The organism is Streptomyces sp. 135 (assembly GCF_020026305.1).
Classification (GTDB): Bacteria; Actinomycetota; Actinomycetes; order Streptomycetales; family Streptomycetaceae; genus Streptomyces.
On record NZ_CP075691.1, the window covers coordinates 2,803,163 to 2,819,523 of the forward strand.

Here is a 16,361-nt window from a genome sequence, read left to right on the forward strand (position 1 = left end):
ATCACCGTCAACAACAACCGCGGCGCCGCCAGGGCCAAACGGGGCCGGTTCGAGCGCGCAAAGCCTCCTGCCAGCCCCGGAGTTCACTCCGCCGGCGCAGGTGCGGAACTACTGCGACACGCTGCGCCCGATCATCCGGGCCTTGCCGCCGCACAGCCGGGTCATGTCATCGACATCCGACGTGAGGATGGCGACCGGGCCAGGCTGACGCAAGGCCGCTTCCGCGACGGTGGCGTCGATCGCGTACTTGTGTCCGTGCAGACCTGCACCCTTGAGCAGTTGGGCCGCCCCCTTGGCCGCTGCCTCCGTGATCGGCTCCACCTTGACCCGGGAGAGCGCCCAGTGCAGTCGAGGCAGGTTCACCCTGCCGTGGCTCACCTCAACGATGGTGTTGGCGCTGACGACAAGGTCCGCCCCCATGTCATGGAACACCTGGAACATCGCCAGAACCTTCCGGTCCTGCGCCATCCAGGCCGACAGCCCTTCGCTGTCCAGGACGACGGTCTCAATGTGCCCGCTCACGCGGCGCTCACGCCGTCGGCGGCCGACGTCGTACCGAAGATCCGCGCCCGCGCCTCGGCCAGCTCTTCCTCACTGAAGGCACCGTGCTCGTCTGTGTGGCTGCGCAGGTCGGCCCCCAGGAGCTGGTGCCGGATCTGCCTGGCGACCGCTTCGGCCACGTAGCCGGAGACGTTGTCCGTGATCTTCTTCAGCTCCGCCACCTGCTCGGCGGGGAGGGTCACCGTATGGCGCCCACCGGCCTCTGAGTGGTTCCACCATCTGATCCAGAACACCAACGCCAAACCCACTGCCTTCGCACGCCTCACCCGCGCCTGGTTCCAGGTCAACGGAGGCGGTTTCCGGCCCGGTTCCTCGCGATGTTCCGTGTCTTCCTGGTGCGGGCCGACTCGGCGATCACGGCGAGTACCGCCGGCGACGTCGACCACTCGGCGAGGTGGCGCTGCATCCAGTCCGTGACGGCCGCCGACTCGGCGGCCGTCGGCACGTGACTGTCCTTGACGGACAGGTAGAACAGCCAGTCCTTGATGCGCCGGCGAATGAACTCGCGGAACGACTCCGTCTTGAGCCGTTCGATCTCCGGCAGCAGTTCGTCCGACCACTGCCGGAACTCGGCGGGGCCGACCGCCTTCATCGCGGTCTGGTCCACGAGGGCGACCACCGCCGTCTTGGCCGAAAGCTCGTTCGGGTCGGGCAGAATCGCGGCCACGATCGCCCGCTCCCGGTCGCGGCTCCGCGAGGAAGCCGTCACCGAGACGACGCGCTGGTAGGCGGACGATCGGACATGCTCGTCCGCAACGGCATCGTCGACGTCCACGTCCACGATGCCGGCCTCCGCCAGCAACGCGGCCACATCGGCGCGCAACGTCATCGCCGCCCCCTCTTCGCCCCCGGAGGTCAGCCGCCGGACGTGTCCAGCTCCGCGTCCTCGCCGACGCCCGCGCAGTCGTAGGGGTCCTTCAGCCAGCCGTCCGGCAGGACCACGCGGTTGTTGCCCGACGTACGGCCGCGCGGGCCGTCCGCGCCCGTCGGCCACGGCTGGTCCAGGTCCAGCTCGCCGAGGCCGTCCTCCAGCTCCGCCAGCGACGAGGTGATCGCGAGGCGCTTGCGCATCTCCGAGCCGACCGCGAAGCCCTTCAGGTACCAGGCCACGTGCTTGCGGAAGTCGATGACGCCGCGCGACTCGTCGCCGATCCACTCGCCGAGCAGCGTCGCGTGGCGGAGCATGACCTCGGAGACCTCGCGCAGGGTCGGCGCCTGCGGTGCGCCCGTGCCCTCGAAGGCCGCGACCAGGTCACCGAAGAGCCACGGCCGGCCGAGGCAGCCGCGGCCCACGACGACGCCGTCGCAGCCGGTCTCGTCCATCATGCGGACCGCGTCGGCCGCCGACCAGATGTCGCCGTTGCCGAGCACCGGGATCTCAGGGACGTGCTCCTTCAGGCGCGCGATGGCGTCCCAGTCCGCCGTGCCGCCGTAGTGCTGGGCGGCCGTGCGGCCGTGCAGCGCGATCGCCGTCACGCCCTCCTCGACCGCGATGCGGCCCGCGTCCAGGAACGTGATGTGGTCGTCGTCGATGCCCTTGCGCATCTTCATCGTCACGGGAAGATCGCCCGCGCCGCTGACCGCTTCCTTCAGGATCGCGCGCAGCAGAGGCCGCTTGTACGGGAGCGCGGAGCCGCCGCCCTTGCGCGTCACCTTGGGGACGGGGCAGCCGAAGTTCAGGTCGATGTGGTCGGCCAGGTCCTCTTCCGCGATCATGCGGACGGCCTTGCCGACGGTCGCCGGGTCGACGCCGTACAGCTGGATCGAGCGCGGCTTCTCCGTCGCGTCGAAGTGGATCAGCTGCATCGTCTTCTCGTTGCGCTCCACCAGGGCGCGCGTCGTGATCATCTCGCTGACGAAGAGGCCCTTGCCACCCGAGAACTCCCGGCACAGCGTGCGGAACGGCGCGTTCGTGATCCCCGCCATGGGGGCGAGCACGACGGGCGGCTGTACGGTGTGCGGGCCGATCGTGAGGGGCTGGGACGGCATGGGGGCTCTCCGGGACGGACGACGGGACCCTCTATTGTCCCTCACTCCCCGGACTGCCCCTCACTCCTGCTCTTCGGATGCCCCCCGGGCTGCCCTTCACTCCTGCTCCCCGGACAGCTCCGCCAGCCGTTCCAGGCGCTCCTCCGTCTCGTCGTCGGCGGGGACGTACGTGATGAGGCGGTGCGCGTGCGCCAGCGGCGCCATCCACAGCATCCGGTGCTCCAGGCGCAGCAGCCCCACCTCCGGGTGCTGATAGCGCTTGACGTGTGGGGACACCGTCGCCACCTCGTGCCGCTGCCACAGTTCGCGGAACTCGGCGGACACCCCGAGCAGCCGGTCCCGCAGCTCCCGCCAGGCGGGCTCCGCGCCGTGCTCGGCCATGGCGGCGCGGAACTTCGCGGTCAGGTCGCGCAGCATCTCGTCCCGGTCGAGGAAGGTCGCCCGCCACCTGTCGTCGGTGGCCAGGAGCCACAGGCAGTTGCGGGCACGGGGCTCCATCACGTCGAAGTCGCCGAAGACGTGAGTCCAGGGACGGTTGTACGCGAGGACGTCGTAGCGGCCGTTCTGCACCGTCGCCGGATAGGGGGCGACCCGGTGCATGAGGCGCCTGACCTGCGCGGACAGCGCCGTGCACTCGGCCTCGGGGCGCGGGTCGACGGCGCCGCCGAGGGCGAAGAGATGGGCGCGTTCGCTCGGGTCCATGAGCAGCGCCCTGGCGATGGCGTCCAGGACCTGCGCCGACACCTTGATGGGCCGCGCCTGCTCCAGCCACGTGTACCAGGTGACGCCCACGCAGGAGAGCTGCGCGACCTCCTCGCGGCGCAACCCCGGCGTGCGCCGCCTCGGACCGCGCACCAACCCCACCTGCTCGGGCGTCACGCGCTCACGGCGGCTGCGGAGGAAGGCGGCGAGCTCCTGCCCGCGGATGTCTGCACCGGTCACGGAGCAAGGCTGCCCGCTGCCGCAGCCTGTTTCCAGGTGCGCCTGGTACCAGGATGAAGAGACTCTGGTACCCCTCTGCGGGCCGCAACATCGTCGTAGCCGTGACTCTCAAGCCCGACTCCGAGAAGACTTCCGTGCAGGCCGCCGCGCCCACGGGCCTCGCCCCGCTGACCCCACTCACCCCGCTGGGTCTGTTCACCGTCCTCCTCGGCGCCGCCCTCTCCAGCATCGACTTCTTCATCGTCAACGTCGCCCTGCCCAGCATCGAACGCGACCTCCACGCCTCCCCCGCCACACTGGAGATGATCGTCGCCGGGTACGCGGTCGCCTACGCCGTGCTGCTCGTCCTCGGCGGGCGGCTCGGTGACTCGTACGGGCGCAAGAGGCTCTTCCAGTGGGGCGTGGCCGCCTTCGGCCTGACGTCGCTAGCCTGCGGGCTCGCGCCCGGCGCGTGGTGGCTGGTGGGGGCGCGCGTGGCGCAGGGCGCCGCCTCCTCGCTGATGCTGCCGCAGGTCCTCGCCACCATCCACGCCACGACGGGGGGCGAGCGGCGCGCGAAGGCCGTCGCGCTGTACGGCTCGGTGAGCGGACTCGGCGTCCTCCTCGGGCAGGTGCTCGGCGGGGTCCTGGTCGCCGCCGACCTCGCGGGCACCGGCTGGCGCATGGCGTTCCTCGTCAACGTGCCGGTCGCGGTCGCCGCCCTGCTGTGCGCACTGCGCGCGGTACCGGACAGCCGGGCCGGGCAGCCCCGCCGCGGCGACATCTGCGGCACCCTCCTGCTCGGCGCCACGCTGACCGCCCTGCTCCTGCCCCTGTCCGAGGGACGGGCCACCGGCTGGCCCCTCTGGTCGCTGCTGACGCTCGCCGCCGCCCCGCCGCTGGCCTGGGCGTTCTTCGCCGTCGAACGCCGCGCGGAGCACACCGGCGGCGCCCCGCTGCTGCCCCCGTCCCTGCTGCGCGCGCCCGGCGTCCGCAGGGGCCTCGTCCTCGGCCTGCCGATCTTCATCGGGTTCAGCGGCTGGATGTTCGTCAGCGCGATCGTGCTCCAGCAGGGCCTCGGCTACGGCGCGCTCAAGGCGGGCCTGACCATCGTCCCGATGGGCGTCACGCAGATCGCGGCGTCGATGTTCGCGCCGCGCCTGGTGGCCCGGCTCGGCGGCCGGGCGATGACGCTCTGCGCGCTGGTGCACGGCTCGGGCCTGGTGGTGCTCGCCCTGACGGTCCTGTGGCTGCCGTGGCCCTCGCTCGGCCCCTTGGCGCTCGCGCCCGATCTGGCCCTGTGCGGCCTCGGCCAGGGCGTCGAACTCGCCCTCTACTACCGGATCGTGCTCGCCGCGGTGCCCGCCGCGCGGGCGGGCGCGGGCAGCGGTCTGGCGGCCACCGTGCAGCAGTCCTGCCTGGCGGTGGGCGTGGCGACGGTCGGCTCGCTCTTCCTCGCGCTGGTGCCGGGACTCGGCATGCGCGACGCGTTCGCCGTCGTACTCGGTGTGCAGTGCGTGGGCCTGCTCGGCCTGGCGGTGCTGAGCCTGGGGCTGCCACGACGGCTGAGCTGAGCCGGGCCCTGCCCACGCCTGAGGACTACCGTCGCTTACATGCCCGATGAACTCACCCCCCGCCGACGGATGCTCGTCCTCGCGATCTGCTGCATGAGCCTGCTGATCGTCAGCCTCGACAACACCGTCCTGAACGTCGCGCTCCCCACCATGCGCGAGGAGTTCGACGCGAGCGTCTCGGGCATGCAGTGGACGATCGACGCGTACACCCTCGTCCTCGCCTCGCTCCTCATGCTCGCCGGCTCCACCGCCGACCGCGTCGGCCGCCGCAGGGTCTTCAAGACGGGGCTTGTCGTCTTCACCCTCGGCTCGGTGCTCTGCTCCCTCGCGCCGAACCTCGAATGCCTGGTGGCGTTCCGCATGATCCAGGCGGTGGGCGGCTCGATGCTCAACCCCGTCGCCATGTCGATCATCACCAACACCTTCACCGAGCCCCGCGAACGGGCCCGCGCCATCGGCGTCTGGGGCGGCGTCGTCGGCATCTCCATGGCGGCGGGCCCGCTGGTCGGCGGTCTGCTCGTCGACTCGGTCGGCTGGCGCTCGATCTTCTGGGTCAACCTGCCGGTCGGCCTCGCCGCGCTCCTGCTGACCATCCGGTACGTCCCCGAGTCCCGCGCCCCTCGGCCGCGCCGCCCGGACCCGGTCGGACAGCTCCTGGTGATCGTGCTGCTCGGCGCGGTGACGTACGCGATCATCGAGGCGCCCAGCGTGGGCTGGACCTCCCCGCTGACCCTCGCCTTCGCGGGCGCGGCCCTGGCGGCCCTGCTCGGCCTGCTCGCCTACGAACCTCGCCGCGCCGAACCCCTCATCGACCTGCGCTTCTTCGGGTCGGCGCCGTTCAGCGGGGCGACGGCCATCGCGGTCTGCGCCTTCGCGTCCCTGAGCGGCTTCTTCTTTCTCTCGACGCTCTACCTCCAGGACGTACGCGGCCTCGACGCACTCCACGCCGGCCTGTGGATGCTGCCGATGGCGGCCATGACGTTCGTCTGCGCGCCGCTGTCGGGCCGCCTGGTCGGCAGCCGCGGGCCGCGCCTGCCGCTGCTGATCGCGGGGGTGGCGATGACGGTCTCGGGCGTCCTCTTCGCCGCGTTCGAGGCGGAGGACTCGGGCGGGACGCGCCTGGCCGCATACGTCGTCTTCGGCCTGGGCTTCGGCTTCGTCAACGCCCCCATCACCAACACGGCGGTCGCCGGCATGCCACGCGCCCAGGCGGGCGTCGCCGCGGCGGTCGCCTCCACCAGCCGCCAGATCGGCCAGACCTTGGGGGTGGCGGTGATCGGCGCGGTACTGGCATCCGGGGTCGCCACGTCCTCGTACGCGACAACCTTCACCGAGGCGAGCCGCCCCGCCTGGTGGATCATCGCGGGCTGCGGCCTGGCGGTACTGCTCATCGGGGCGCTGTCCAGCGGGCGGTGGGCGCGGGGGACGGCGGAGCGGACGGCGGAACGCCTGGAGGCACCGGAGACGGCACCGGACGCCGGTCATCGAACGGCTGACACGTGACGCCCGGCGCCACCGGCCCGCACGTGGGCCTCAGGCGCCGCCTCCGGCACCGACGGCTTCCCCCCTCCTCCGTTACAACCCTTACAACCCCTCCTCCGTCGGCCGGTGCTCCACGTACTCGATCACCGTCCCGTCCCGGTGCCGCGCCGTGAACCCCGAGCCCGTCGGGACCTTGATCAGTGGCTCCGTGATCTCCGCGCCCTCCGCCGCCAGGCGCTCCAGGTACGCCCGCGCCGAGTCGACGAGCAGCGTGCCGTGCGTCGCGCGGAAGGGGGCCAGGGTCTCCTCCGTGCCCTCGATCAGGAGGAAGGCGCCGACCGCCGCGAGGGCGAGGTTCTTCTCCGGATACGTGAACCACATGTCCCGCTCGGTGCCGAGCAGCCGCTCGTACGAGGCCGCCAGCGCGTCCAGCGTGCCGGGGCCGGTGTAGACGCGGAGGAAGGGGCGGGGGGCGGGCAGGTCCGTGGAGTCGTTGCGGCGGCGCCACATCGTCGGGGTGTCAGTCATGGGACCAGCCTCGGCCCGGCCGCCCGCCGCTGCCAGAGAGGCATCGGTGGGGGTGAGTCCAGGTCATAGGCTGGGCCCATGGCGACCACGACGGCAACCTCGGCGACGCTCCGGTCGGGACTCGGCGGCTTCCTGCGCGCCCACCGCGAGCGCCTCACGCCCGGTGACGTCGGGCTGCCGGGCACCGCACGCCGCCGCGCGAAGGGGCTGCGCCGCGAGGAGGTCGCCGTGCTCGCCGGGGTCTCCGTCGCCTGGTACACGTGGCTGGAGCAGGGCCGCGTGGACACCTCCCGGCAGGTGCTCGACGCCGTCGCCCGCGCCCTGCGCCTGGACGACGCCTCCCACCGGCACGCGCTGGCCCTCGCCGGGTTCGCCCCGGCGCCGGGCGACGCGCGGCCCGCGTACGACCCCGAGTTGAGGGCCGTGCTGGACAGTTGGCCCGACAGTCCGGCGCTGCTCCTGGGCCCCGCCCTGGGCATCCTCGCCTGGAACCACGCGTACACCTCGCTGTGGCCCGACCCGGCGGCCTTCCCCGAGGACCGGCGGAATCTGCTGCTCCTGCTGGTCACCGACGCGCGGCATCAGCGGCTGCTGCCCGGCTGGGAGCCGGTCGCCATGGACCTGTACCGGCACCTGCGCACACGGGCGGACCGCCGCCCCGACGCCGAGGGCTTCCGGCACCTCACCGGGCTGCTGCGGTCCGCGCGGCCGGACCTGGCGGACTGGTGGGCCTGCCGCTCGGTCGGCGACTTCGCCCCGCGCACGGTGGACATCACCGAGGACGGCGGCTCGCCCCGCGCGTACGGCATGACCCTGCTCCTCGCGCCCCGGCCGCAGGACGCCGCGATCCTCGTACAGACACAGAAGCAGACCCAGGCACGCACACATACGGCGAAGCCCCCGGCTCCATGAGAGGAACCGGGGGCTTCACGCACCGCGCGAAGAGGGTCAGCAGCCCACGAGCCGCGTCGCGAGGTAGCCCTCGATCTGGTCGAGGGAGACGCGCTCCTGCTTCATGGAGTCGCGCTCGCGCACCGTCACGGCGTTGTCGTCGAGGGTGTCGAAGTCGACGGTGACGCAGTACGGGGTGCCGATCTCGTCCTGGCGGCGGTAGCGGCGGCCGATGGCGCCCGCGTCGTCGAACTCGATGTTCCAGTTCTGCCGCAGGGCGGTCGCGAGGCCCTTGGCCTTCGGGGACAGCTCCGGGTTGCGGGAGAGCGGAAGCACCGCGACCTTCACCGGGGCGATGCGGTGGTCGAAGCGCATGACCGTGCGCTTCTCCAGCTTGCCCTTGGCGTTGGGCGCCTCGTCCTCGAAGTACGAGTCGAGCAGGAAGGCGAGCATGGTGCGGCCGACACCGGCGGCGGGCTCGATGACGTACGGGGTGTAGCGCTCGCCGGCCTCCTGGTCGAAGTACGAGAGGTCCTGGCCGGACGCCTTGGAGTGCGCCGACAGGTCGTAGTCGGTGCGGTTGGCGACGCCTTCCAGCTCGCCCCACTCGCTGCCGCCGAACTGGAAGCGGTACTCGATGTCAGCGGTGCGCTTGGAGTAGTGGGAGAGCTTCTCCTTCGGGTGCTCGTACCACCGCATGTTCTCCTCGCGCAGGCCGAGGCCGGTGTACCAGTTCCAGCGCTGCTCCATCCAGTATTCCTGCCACTGCTCGTCCTCGCCCGGCTTGACGAAGAACTCCATCTCCATCTGCTCGAACTCGCGGGTGCGGAAGATGAAGTTGCCGGGCGTGATCTCGTTGCGGAAGGACTTGCCCATCTGCGCGATGCCGAACGGCGGCTTGCGGCGCGAGGTCTGCTGGACCTGGGCGAAGTTGGTGAAGATGCCCTGCGCGGTCTCGGGGCGCAGGTAGGCGACGGAGCCGGTGTCCTGCGTCGGGCCGAGGTGCGTGGCGAGCATGCCGGAGAACTGCTTGGGCTCGGTGAACTGGCCCTTGGTACCGCAGTTGGGGCAGTTGATGTCCGCGAGGCCGTTCGCCGGGGGGCGGTTGTGCTTGGCCTCGTAGGCCTCTTCCAGGTGGTCGGCGCGGTGGCGCTTGTGACAGGAGAGGCACTCGGTGAGCGGGTCGGAGAAGGTCGCGACATGGCCGGAGGCCTGCCAGACCTCGCTCGCCAGGATCACCGACGAGTCGATGCCGACGACGTCCTCGCGCGAGGTGACCATGTAGCGCCACCACTGGCGCTTGAGGTTCTCCTTCAGCTCGACGCCCAGCGGTCCGTAGTCCCAGGCGGCGCGCTGGCCGCCGTAGATCTCACTGCACGGGAAAACGAAGCCACGGCGCTTGCTCAGGCTGACGATGGTGTCGATCTTGTCGGCGGCCACGGTGCTCTCTTCATAAGACGGTGGGCGAGGCGAATGCCTCAGGTTACCGGCGGCCAGACCCCCCTAATCAAATCGGTTCCCCACAAGCGGCCTCGGGCTCCTTGCCGGGACCTTCACCGGGGCCCCTTGTTGACAATCGTTTCCACATTTGTTGAAAATGAGTGTCATGAACGTACGACGACGCCTGATACCCACCGCCGCCCTTGCCTCCGCGACGGTCCTCGGCCTCACGGCACTGACCGCCTGCTCCTCCTCCGCCGCGGACGACAAGGACGGCAAGCTCGACGTGGTGGCGTCGTTCTACCCCATGCAGTACCTCGCGGAGCAGATAGGCGGCGACCACGTCTCCGTCACGAACCTCACCGACGCCGGCCAGGAGCCGCACGACCTCGACGTCTCCGCCAAGCAGCGCGGGCAGCTGGAGGAGTCCGACGTCGCCCTGTACCTCAAGGGCCTCCAGCCCGCCGTCGACGACGCGATCGACCAGTCCGGCATCAAGACCAAGGTCGACGCCGCCTCCCTGACCAGCATGGAGAAGCACGGCACCGAGGTCGGCGGCCACGCCGACGGCCACGAGGACGAGCATGCCGAGCACGGCGAGGAAGGCCACGAGGAAGAGGGCCACGAAGACCACGGCCACGAGCACTCCCACGAAGGCTCCGACCCCCACATCTGGCTCGACCCGGTGCGGTACGCCGAGGTCGCCGAGGGCGTCGGCAAGGCCCTTCAGAAGGCCGACCCGGACCACGCGGCGACGTACGAGAAGAACACCGCGAAGCTGGTGAAGAAGCTCGATGGCCTGAACAAGCGCTTCGAAGACGGCTTGAAGAACACCAAGGCGGCGCCTCCGAAGGTCTTCATCACCACCCACGCCGCCTTCGGCTACCTCGCCGAGCGCTACGGCCTCACCGAGGAGGCCATCAGCTCGTCACGACGACGACGAGCCAGGACCCCAGGACCCTGGCGAAGGACGCGAACCTGAAGACTGATGTACTCGACCCGATCGAGGGCATCACCAAGAAGTCCAGGGGCGACGACTACATCGAGGTCATGGACTCCAACCTCCAGGCCCTGCGGAAGGCCCTGGGCGCCAAGTGACCCCACCCCCTGTGGCTACGGAGGCACGAGCCATGAGCAAGTCCCCTGACTCCCCCGGCTCAGGTGAAGCCGTCATATCCCTGCGCAAGGTGACGGCCGAGCTCGGCTCGCGCCCCGTGCTGCGCGGCATCGACCTCACCGTGGGCCGAGGCGAGGTCGTCGCCCTGCTCGGCGCCAACGGCTCGGGCAAGTCCACCGCCGTCCGCACGGTCATCGGGCAGGTCCCGGTCAGCGGCGGCGAGGTCGAGATCTTCGGCACCCCGCGCCGCCGCTTCCGCGACTGGGCCCGCGTCGGGTACGTCCCGCAGCGCACCACAGCCGCGGGCGGCGTGCCCGCCACGATCAGCGAGGTCGTCACGTCGGGGCGGCTCTCCCGGGCCCGCTTCGGCCTGCTCCGCAAGGCCGACCGCGAGGCCGTCGCCCGCGCCATCGACCTGGTGGGCCTGGCCGACCGCGCCAAGGACTCCGTGAACGCCCTCTCCGGCGGCCAGCACCAGCGGGTCCTGATCGCCCGCGCACTGGCCTCCGAGCCCGAGCTGCTGATCATGGACGAGCCGATGGCGGGCGTCGACCTGGCGAGCCAGGAGGTCCTCGCGGCCACCCTGCGCGAGCAGGTCGCGAAGGGCACCTCGGTCCTGCTAGTCCTCCATGAACTGGGGCCGCTCGAGCCGCTGATCGACCGCGCCGTGGTGCTGCGCGACGGCTGCGTCCTGCACGACGGGCCGCCCCCGCGGGCCGTCGGCCAGCACGCCCTGCCCGGCCACGACCACGTCCACCCGCACCCCGCCGACACGGAACCGGTCCGTACCGGCCTGCTGACCTGAGGGCGAGCAAGAACGATGGAAATCCTCGAATACGCCTTCATGCAGCGGGCCCTGCTCGCCGCCGTCCTGGTCGGCATCACCGCGCCCGCCGTCGGCATCTACCTCGTGCAGCGCCGCCAGGCCCTGATGGGCGACGGCATCGGCCACGTGGCGATGACGGGCGTCGGCCTCGGCTTCCTGCTCTCGACCTCGCCCGTGTGGATGGCGACGGCGGTCGCGATCGTCGGCGCCGTGGTGATGGAGCTGATCCGCTGGTACGGCAAGACGCGCGGTGACATCGCGCTCGCCATGCTGTTCTACGGCGGCATGGCGGGCGGCGTGATGTTCATCAACCTCGCGCCCGGCGGCTCGAACGCGAACCTCCAGTCGTACCTCTTCGGCTCGCTCTCCACGGTCTCCGAGGAGGACGTCACCGCGATCTGCCTGCTCGCCGCGTTTGTGGTCCTCGTCACGATCGGTCTGCGCCGCCAGCTCTTCGCGGTCAGCCAGGACGAGGAGTTCGCGCGCGTGACGGGCCTGCCGGTGCGCGCCCTGAACCTGCTCACCGCCGTCACCGCCGCGGTGACGGTCACGGTCGCCATGCGGGTCGTGGGCCTGCTCCTGGTCTCCGCGCTGATGGTGGTGCCGGTGGCGGCGGCGCAGCAGCTCACCCGCAGTTTCGCGGCGACTTTCGCGATCTCGGTGGCGATCGGCGTCTCGGTGACGATCGGCGGCACGGCGACGTCGTACTACCAGGACGTGCCGCCCGGCGCGACGATCGTGCTGCTCACCATCGGTGTCTTCATCGCGCTGACGGTGCTCGCGACGCCGCTGGCCCGGCGCAGGGCGCGGGCCGTGGCCGCCGCGGAGGCGACCGGCGATCCCGCGGAGTGCTCGGTTCCGGCCCAGCCGGCAGCCAAGCTCTGACCTGAGTTCTGGGCGACCTGGCACAATGGCCCGGCAAGCCCAGCAGGCCCAGACCAGAGCGCAGACACGAGGAGACAACCGTGGGAGCCCCGGTTCGAGGCAGGTCCACCCGCCAGCGTGCGGCAGTGGCCGCGGCACTCGACGACGTGGACGAGTTCCGCAGTGCGCAGGAGCTGCACGACATGCTCAAGCACAAGGGTGACTCGGTCGGACTGACCACCGTCTACCGCACGCTCCAGTCCCTCGCCGACGCCGGCGAGGTGGACGCGCTGCGCACGAGCGACGGCGAGACGGTCTACCGCCGCTGCTCGACGGGCGAGCACCACCACCACCTGGTCTGCCGTGTCTGCGGCAAGGCCGTGGAGGTGGAGGGCCCCGCGGTCGAGACGTGGGCCGAGTCGATCGCCGCCGAGCACGGCTTCGTGAACGTGGCGCACACGGTCGAGATCTTCGGCACCTGCGCGGACTGCGCGAGCAAGTAGCGGTACGTACGTGCATGAGGGGGCCCGCGCCGGACCGGCGCGGGCCCCCTCCGCCGCGTGTGCCTAGCTGTCGGCGATCTGCTGCTCGTTGGGGATCGCCCCGCCGAAGCGGCGGTCGCGCGAGGCGTATTCGAGGCAGGCCCGCCACAGGTCACGGCGGTCGAAGTCCGGCCACAGCACGTCCTGGAAGACCATCTCGGCGTACGCGCTCTGCCACAGCAGGTAGTTGGAGGTGCGCTGCTCGCCGCTCGGGCGCAGGAACAGGTCGACGTCCGGCATGTCCGGGTAGTACAGGTACTTCGCGAAGGTCTTCTCGCTGACCTTGGACGGGTCGAGACGGCCCGCCTTCACGTCCTCGGCGAGGGCCTGGGCGGCGTCGGCGATCTCGGCGCGGCCGCCGTAGTTCATGCAGAAGTACAGGGTGAGCTTGTCGTTGCCCTTGGTCTGCTCCTGGGAGATCTCCAGCTCCTTGGCGACCGACTTCCACAGCTTCGGCATGCGGCCGACCCAGCGCACGCGGATGCCGAGCTCGTCGAGCTGGTCGCGGGTCTTGCGGATGAAGTCGCGGTTGAAGTTCATCAGGAACTTCACCTCGTCCGGGGACCGCTTCCAGTTCTCGGTGGAGAAGGCGTAGAGCGAGATCGCGCCGACGCCCATCTCGATGCCGCCCTGGAGGACGTCGAGGACGCGCTCCGCGCCGACCTTGTGCCCCTCGGTGCGCGGCAGCCCGCGCTCCTTCGCCCACCGGCCGTTGCCGTCCATGACGATGGCGACATGCTTCGGCACCAGCTCGCCGGGGATCTTCGGCGGCCGTGCGCCCGTGGGGTGCGGCTCGGGGGTCTTGTACTCACGGCGGGACCGTCCGAGGATTCCGCGTCGTGCCATGGGGCTCTCTCTCCTACGTCACAGGTGATGCTGCTCAGCTTGTCTCAGCTTTTCTCTACGTATCGCAGAGACCGCAGTCCGCGCTCCAGGTGCCAGTGCAGATAGGCCGAAACGAGCCCACTGCCCTCGCGTGCGTGCCGCGCCTCGCACGCGTCCGCCGTCTCCCAGTCGCCCGTGAGGAGCGCGCCCAGCAGGGTCAGGGTCTCCGCCGACGGTACGACGCTGCCGGGCACCCGGCAGTCGACGCAGACGGAGCCGCCCGCCGCGACCGAGAAGAACCGGTTCGGCCCCGGCAGACCGCACTTGGCGCAGTCGTTGAAGCTGGGCGCGTAGCCGTTCACGGCGAGGGAGCGCAGCAGGAAGGCGTCGAGGACGAGGTGCGGCTCGTGCTCACCCCTGGCGAGCACCCGGAGGCCGCCCACGAGCAGCAGATACTGCTGCACGGCGGGCTCTCCCTCGTTGTCGGTGAACCGTTCCGCCGTCTCCAGCATGGCCGTGCCGGCGGTGTAGCGGGCGTAGTCGGTCACGATCCCGCCACCGTAGGGAGCGATGGTCTCGCTCTGGGTGCACAGCGGCAGGCCGCGCCCGACCAGGTCGCTGCCGCGCGCGAAGAACTGGACGTCGACGTGGGAGAACGGTTCGAGCCGCGCCCCGAACTTCGACTTGGTGCGCCGCACGCCGCGCGCCACGGCGCGTACCCGCCCGTGACCGCGCGTGAGCAGCGTGATGATCCGGTCCGCCTCACCCAGCTTCTGGGTGCGCAGCACGATGCCGTCGTCGCGGAACAGACTCATGGGGCCATTCTCGCGTACGCGAGGGGGTCACAGGTCCGGGGGGAGCAGTGAACGCTGCGGACCAAGACCCGGCGGACGCCATCGCCGAGATCCGCCGCATCCGGGACGAGGCGGAAGCCGAGGCCTGCCTGTGACCGACTGGTCCTGGGACTGGAACCCGAGCGAGGAGTAGCTCACCGACGGGGTCGGCCGACCGATCGACCGCGAAGGCCGGCTGCGTGAGTTCGATCTCCTCGGCGGGCGCGGCTTCATCAGCTTCCTGCCCGTGCCGCGTCACGAGTGCGTCTACGTCTGCAACGTCACCCGGTACGGCTGAGCGTCAAGGCACCTCCCCCCGGCTCCGCGCGTTCGCGTACGCCGTCGCCGCGCGCAGCCGCTCCGCCGTCGTCGCCGCCCGGATCGCCTCCGGGGCGCAGTCCCACTCCCGGCCGCCGCCGTAGGGCCGCAGCTGGACGTAGGGCCCCTCGTAGCCCATGACCCTGCCGACGCGGCCATTGCGGGTGTCGACGACGTACGAGCCGACGGGGAGGTTCACGGGATGGTTCACGGCGCGCTCCTCAGCGCGGCGGCCAGACGCGCCGCCACGTCGGCGGAACAACCGCCCAATTCGATACGCGGACACGGTGCCTCCCTGGCGACCGACGCCGGGTCGATCCGCAAGGACGGCAGAGCAATTCCCGCTCGTGCGAGTGCGGCGCGCAATTCCCTCAATGTTTCCTCCGCCAGTTCGACGCATACCTCTGCGTGGCGCTTGGATTCCGCCGTCACGTCACTCCCCTTCACTTCCGGCTTTCACTCTTCGTGCCCCTACGGTGACGCACCGCATCTACACTTGGCAGGAGTCTGCCCTCTACAACTGCGGGGCAGCGGAAGGCGGTTGGCCATGGCCAATGGTTCACGTCAGGCAGCGTGGGAGTTCTTCGGCACGGAGCTGAAGCGGCGACGGGAGGACGCGGGGTTCACTCAATCGGCCCTGGGCACAAGGGTTTTCGTCTCCGGTGGCTACGTCGGGCAGTTCGAACAGGCCATTCGCAAGCCACAGTTGGATGTGGCGCAGCGGATCGACGAGGTACTGCAAACCGGTGGTTTTTTCGAGCGAATGTGCCGGAAGCTGATCGATGACAAGCGGTATGCGGATTATTTCGCGGCGGTCGTGGAGCTGGAGGCCCTGGCGACGCGCATCTGTGAGTTCGCGCCGACGCTGATTCCGGGGCTGTTGCAGACGGCGGAGTACGCCAGTGCGGTCATGATCGCAGCCAACCCGTTCGTCACGGACGAGTACGTCGAGGAGAAGGTGGCCGCGAGGCTGGAGCGGGCGAGCATCCTCAAGGACGCTACACGGCCCGAGTATTGGGTGGTGCTGCACGAGAATGTGCTTTACGTCCCGGTGGGCGGCCCGGCGGTCATGGCGCAGCAACTGGACCACGTTGCAGCGCTGATGCGGGAGCGGCACGTGTTGGTGATGGTGCTTCCGTATGAGGCAGGGGCGCACGCCTCCATGGGCGGGATGCTGAAGCTCATGGAGTTCGAGGATGCGCCGCCAACCGGCTATACAGAAACGGAGTATGCGGGAACCCTGGTCGACGAACCAGTAGTGGTGAAGCGCGCACAGCGCACATACGATCTGCTCAGGGGCGCCGCGCTGTCGCCGGAGGCGTCCCTCGCCCTGATCACCTCGGCGGCTGAGGACTACAGACGATGCGCAAGTACGACCTGAGCACCGCCCGCTGGCGCAAGAGCAGCTACAGCAACGGCGAAGGCGGCAGCTGCGTCGAGGTCGCCTACGACTTCATCGGCGCCGCCCGTTGGCGCAAGAGCAGTTACAGCAACGGCCAGGGCGGAGACTGCGTCGAGGTGGCCGACGGAGTCCCCGGCGTCGTCCCCGTGCGGGACAGCAAGGTCCCGCACGGCCCCGCCCTGGTGATCGGCGCCGCCGCCTGGCAGGCGTTCGTCACCGGCGCGGTCACGGCGGACCTGCGGTGAGAC

Annotated in this window: 18 protein-coding genes and 1 pseudogene; 9 read left to right on the top strand and 10 right to left on the bottom strand. The window is 70.6% G+C overall.

Going from position 1 to position 16,361, the window contains the following annotated elements; genetic code table 11:
- Positions 1-108 precede the first annotated feature (108 nt).
- The 5 genes from KKZ08_RS12625 to KKZ08_RS12645 form a co-directional block, all read right to left on the bottom strand.
- Positions 109-522, bottom strand: coding sequence for a DNA-binding protein (locus KKZ08_RS12625; protein WP_223774534.1), 414 nt, complete (start codon positions 520-522; stop codon positions 109-111).
- Complete coding sequence (locus KKZ08_RS12630; protein WP_223774535.1) at positions 519-743, bottom strand: hypothetical protein; 225 nt, start codon at positions 741-743, stop codon at positions 519-521. Before KKZ08_RS12630 ends, KKZ08_RS12625 begins: the two co-directional genes overlap by 4 nt.
- Before the next feature lie 101 nt (positions 744-844).
- On the bottom strand, positions 845-1,390 hold the full coding sequence (locus KKZ08_RS12635) for a hypothetical protein (RefSeq protein ID WP_223774536.1): 546 nt from the start codon (positions 1,388-1,390) through the stop codon (positions 845-847).
- Positions 1,391-1,416: 26 nt separating this feature from the next.
- A complete protein-coding gene (dusB, locus tag KKZ08_RS12640; RefSeq protein ID WP_223774537.1) occupies positions 1,417-2,550 on the bottom strand; it encodes a tRNA dihydrouridine synthase DusB in 1,134 nt (377 codons plus the stop codon).
- Positions 2,551-2,646: 96 nt separating this feature from the next.
- Positions 2,647-3,492, bottom strand: a complete 846-nt coding sequence (locus KKZ08_RS12645) for a helix-turn-helix transcriptional regulator (RefSeq protein ID WP_223774538.1) — start codon at positions 3,490-3,492, stop codon at positions 2,647-2,649.
- A 53-nt stretch (positions 3,493-3,545) separates the two neighbouring features.
- Here KKZ08_RS12645 and KKZ08_RS12650 point away from each other — a divergent pair, with 53 nt between their 5' ends.
- Entirely contained in the window at positions 3,546-5,045 is a 1,500-nt protein-coding gene (locus KKZ08_RS12650; protein WP_223774539.1) for an MFS transporter, read from the top strand.
- A 39-nt stretch (positions 5,046-5,084) separates the two neighbouring features.
- Complete coding sequence (locus tag KKZ08_RS12655) at positions 5,085-6,548, top strand: MFS transporter (protein WP_223774540.1); 1,464 nt, start codon at positions 5,085-5,087, stop codon at positions 6,546-6,548.
- An 81-nt stretch (positions 6,549-6,629) separates the two neighbouring features.
- Here KKZ08_RS12655 and KKZ08_RS12660 read toward each other — a convergent pair whose 3' ends face one another.
- Complete coding sequence (locus tag KKZ08_RS12660; RefSeq protein WP_223774541.1) at positions 6,630-7,055, bottom strand: hypothetical protein; 426 nt, start codon at positions 7,053-7,055, stop codon at positions 6,630-6,632.
- A gap of 78 nt (positions 7,056-7,133) precedes the next feature.
- Between KKZ08_RS12660 and KKZ08_RS12665 the strand changes: the two genes are divergently transcribed.
- Positions 7,134-7,967 carry a helix-turn-helix domain-containing protein gene (locus KKZ08_RS12665; RefSeq protein WP_223774542.1) on the top strand — a complete coding sequence of 278 codons (834 nt, stop codon included), beginning with the start codon at positions 7,134-7,136 and terminating at the stop codon, positions 7,965-7,967.
- A gap of 36 nt (positions 7,968-8,003) precedes the next feature.
- Here KKZ08_RS12665 and KKZ08_RS12670 read toward each other — a convergent pair whose 3' ends face one another.
- On the bottom strand, positions 8,004-9,386 hold the full coding sequence (locus KKZ08_RS12670) for a glycine--tRNA ligase (protein WP_223774543.1): 1,383 nt from the start codon (positions 9,384-9,386) through the stop codon (positions 8,004-8,006).
- Between the two features lie 166 nt (positions 9,387-9,552).
- Between KKZ08_RS12670 and KKZ08_RS12675 the strand changes: the two are divergent.
- The 4 genes and pseudogenes from KKZ08_RS12675 (at position 9,553) to KKZ08_RS12690 (ending at position 12,696) form a co-directional block, all read left to right on the top strand.
- A pseudogene (locus tag KKZ08_RS12675) lies at positions 9,553-10,484 on the top strand (metal ABC transporter substrate-binding protein).
- Between the two features lie 32 nt (positions 10,485-10,516).
- Positions 10,517-11,308 carry a metal ABC transporter ATP-binding protein gene (locus KKZ08_RS12680; protein WP_223774544.1) on the top strand — a complete coding sequence of 264 codons (792 nt, stop codon included), beginning with the start codon at positions 10,517-10,519 and terminating at the stop codon, positions 11,306-11,308.
- A gap of 15 nt (positions 11,309-11,323) precedes the next feature.
- On the top strand, positions 11,324-12,214 hold the full coding sequence (locus KKZ08_RS12685) for a metal ABC transporter permease (RefSeq protein ID WP_223774545.1): 891 nt from the start codon (positions 11,324-11,326) through the stop codon (positions 12,212-12,214).
- A gap of 80 nt (positions 12,215-12,294) precedes the next feature.
- Positions 12,295-12,696 carry a transcriptional repressor gene (locus KKZ08_RS12690; RefSeq protein ID WP_223774546.1) on the top strand — a complete coding sequence of 134 codons (402 nt, stop codon included), beginning with the start codon at positions 12,295-12,297 and terminating at the stop codon, positions 12,694-12,696.
- 63 nt (positions 12,697-12,759) lie between these two features.
- Here KKZ08_RS12690 and KKZ08_RS12695 read toward each other — a convergent pair whose 3' ends face one another.
- The 3 genes from KKZ08_RS12695 to KKZ08_RS12705 form a co-directional block, all read right to left on the bottom strand.
- Positions 12,760-13,581, bottom strand: coding sequence for an isoprenyl transferase (locus tag KKZ08_RS12695; RefSeq protein ID WP_223774547.1), 822 nt, complete (start codon positions 13,579-13,581; stop codon positions 12,760-12,762).
- 44 nt (positions 13,582-13,625) lie between these two features.
- Positions 13,626-14,375 (bottom strand): DNA repair protein RecO, encoded by a 750-nt coding sequence (gene recO, locus KKZ08_RS12700; RefSeq protein WP_223774548.1) that lies wholly within the window; start codon positions 14,373-14,375, stop codon positions 13,626-13,628.
- A gap of 319 nt (positions 14,376-14,694) precedes the next feature.
- Entirely contained in the window at positions 14,695-14,910 is a 216-nt protein-coding gene (locus tag KKZ08_RS12705) for a hypothetical protein (RefSeq protein WP_223779031.1), read from the bottom strand.
- Positions 14,911-15,258: 348 nt separating this feature from the next.
- Here KKZ08_RS12705 and KKZ08_RS12715 point away from each other — a divergent pair, with 348 nt between their 5' ends.
- Both KKZ08_RS12715 and KKZ08_RS12720 read left to right on the top strand, forming a co-directional pair.
- Entirely contained in the window at positions 15,259-16,092 is an 834-nt protein-coding gene (locus tag KKZ08_RS12715) for a helix-turn-helix transcriptional regulator (RefSeq protein WP_223774550.1), read from the top strand.
- Entirely contained in the window at positions 16,074-16,358 is a 285-nt protein-coding gene (locus KKZ08_RS12720; protein WP_223774551.1) for a DUF397 domain-containing protein, read from the top strand. Before KKZ08_RS12715 ends, KKZ08_RS12720 begins: the two co-directional genes overlap by 19 nt.
- Positions 16,359-16,361 lie beyond the last annotated feature (3 nt).

What these genes read in the sequence shown, in the direction of transcription:
- KKZ08_RS12635 (WP_223774536.1), bottom strand. Translation starts at nt 1,390, where the DNA reads ATGACGTTGCGCGCCGATGTGGCCGCGTTGCTGGCGGAGGCCGGCATC.
- dusB (WP_223774537.1), bottom strand. Translation starts at nt 2,550, where the DNA reads ATGCCGTCCCAGCCCCTCACGATCGGCCCGCACACCGTACAGCCGCCC.
- KKZ08_RS12650 (WP_223774539.1), top strand. Translation starts at nt 3,546, where the DNA reads ATGAAGAGACTCTGGTACCCCTCTGCGGGCCGCAACATCGTCGTAGCC.
- KKZ08_RS12655 (WP_223774540.1), top strand. Translation starts at nt 5,085, where the DNA reads ATGCCCGATGAACTCACCCCCCGCCGACGGATGCTCGTCCTCGCGATC.
- KKZ08_RS12660 (WP_223774541.1), bottom strand. Translation starts at nt 7,055, where the DNA reads ATGACTGACACCCCGACGATGTGGCGCCGCCGCAACGACTCCACGGAC.
- KKZ08_RS12665 (WP_223774542.1), top strand. Translation starts at nt 7,134, where the DNA reads ATGGCGACCACGACGGCAACCTCGGCGACGCTCCGGTCGGGACTCGGC.
- KKZ08_RS12680 (WP_223774544.1), top strand. Translation starts at nt 10,517, where the DNA reads ATGAGCAAGTCCCCTGACTCCCCCGGCTCAGGTGAAGCCGTCATATCC.
- KKZ08_RS12685 (WP_223774545.1), top strand. Translation starts at nt 11,324, where the DNA reads ATGGAAATCCTCGAATACGCCTTCATGCAGCGGGCCCTGCTCGCCGCC.
- KKZ08_RS12695 (WP_223774547.1), bottom strand. Translation starts at nt 13,581, where the DNA reads ATGGCACGACGCGGAATCCTCGGACGGTCCCGCCGTGAGTACAAGACC.
- recO (WP_223774548.1), bottom strand. Translation starts at nt 14,375, where the DNA reads ATGAGTCTGTTCCGCGACGACGGCATCGTGCTGCGCACCCAGAAGCTG.
- KKZ08_RS12715 (WP_223774550.1), top strand. Translation starts at nt 15,259, where the DNA reads ATGGCCAATGGTTCACGTCAGGCAGCGTGGGAGTTCTTCGGCACGGAG.
- KKZ08_RS12720 (WP_223774551.1), top strand. Translation starts at nt 16,074, where the DNA reads ATGCGCAAGTACGACCTGAGCACCGCCCGCTGGCGCAAGAGCAGCTAC.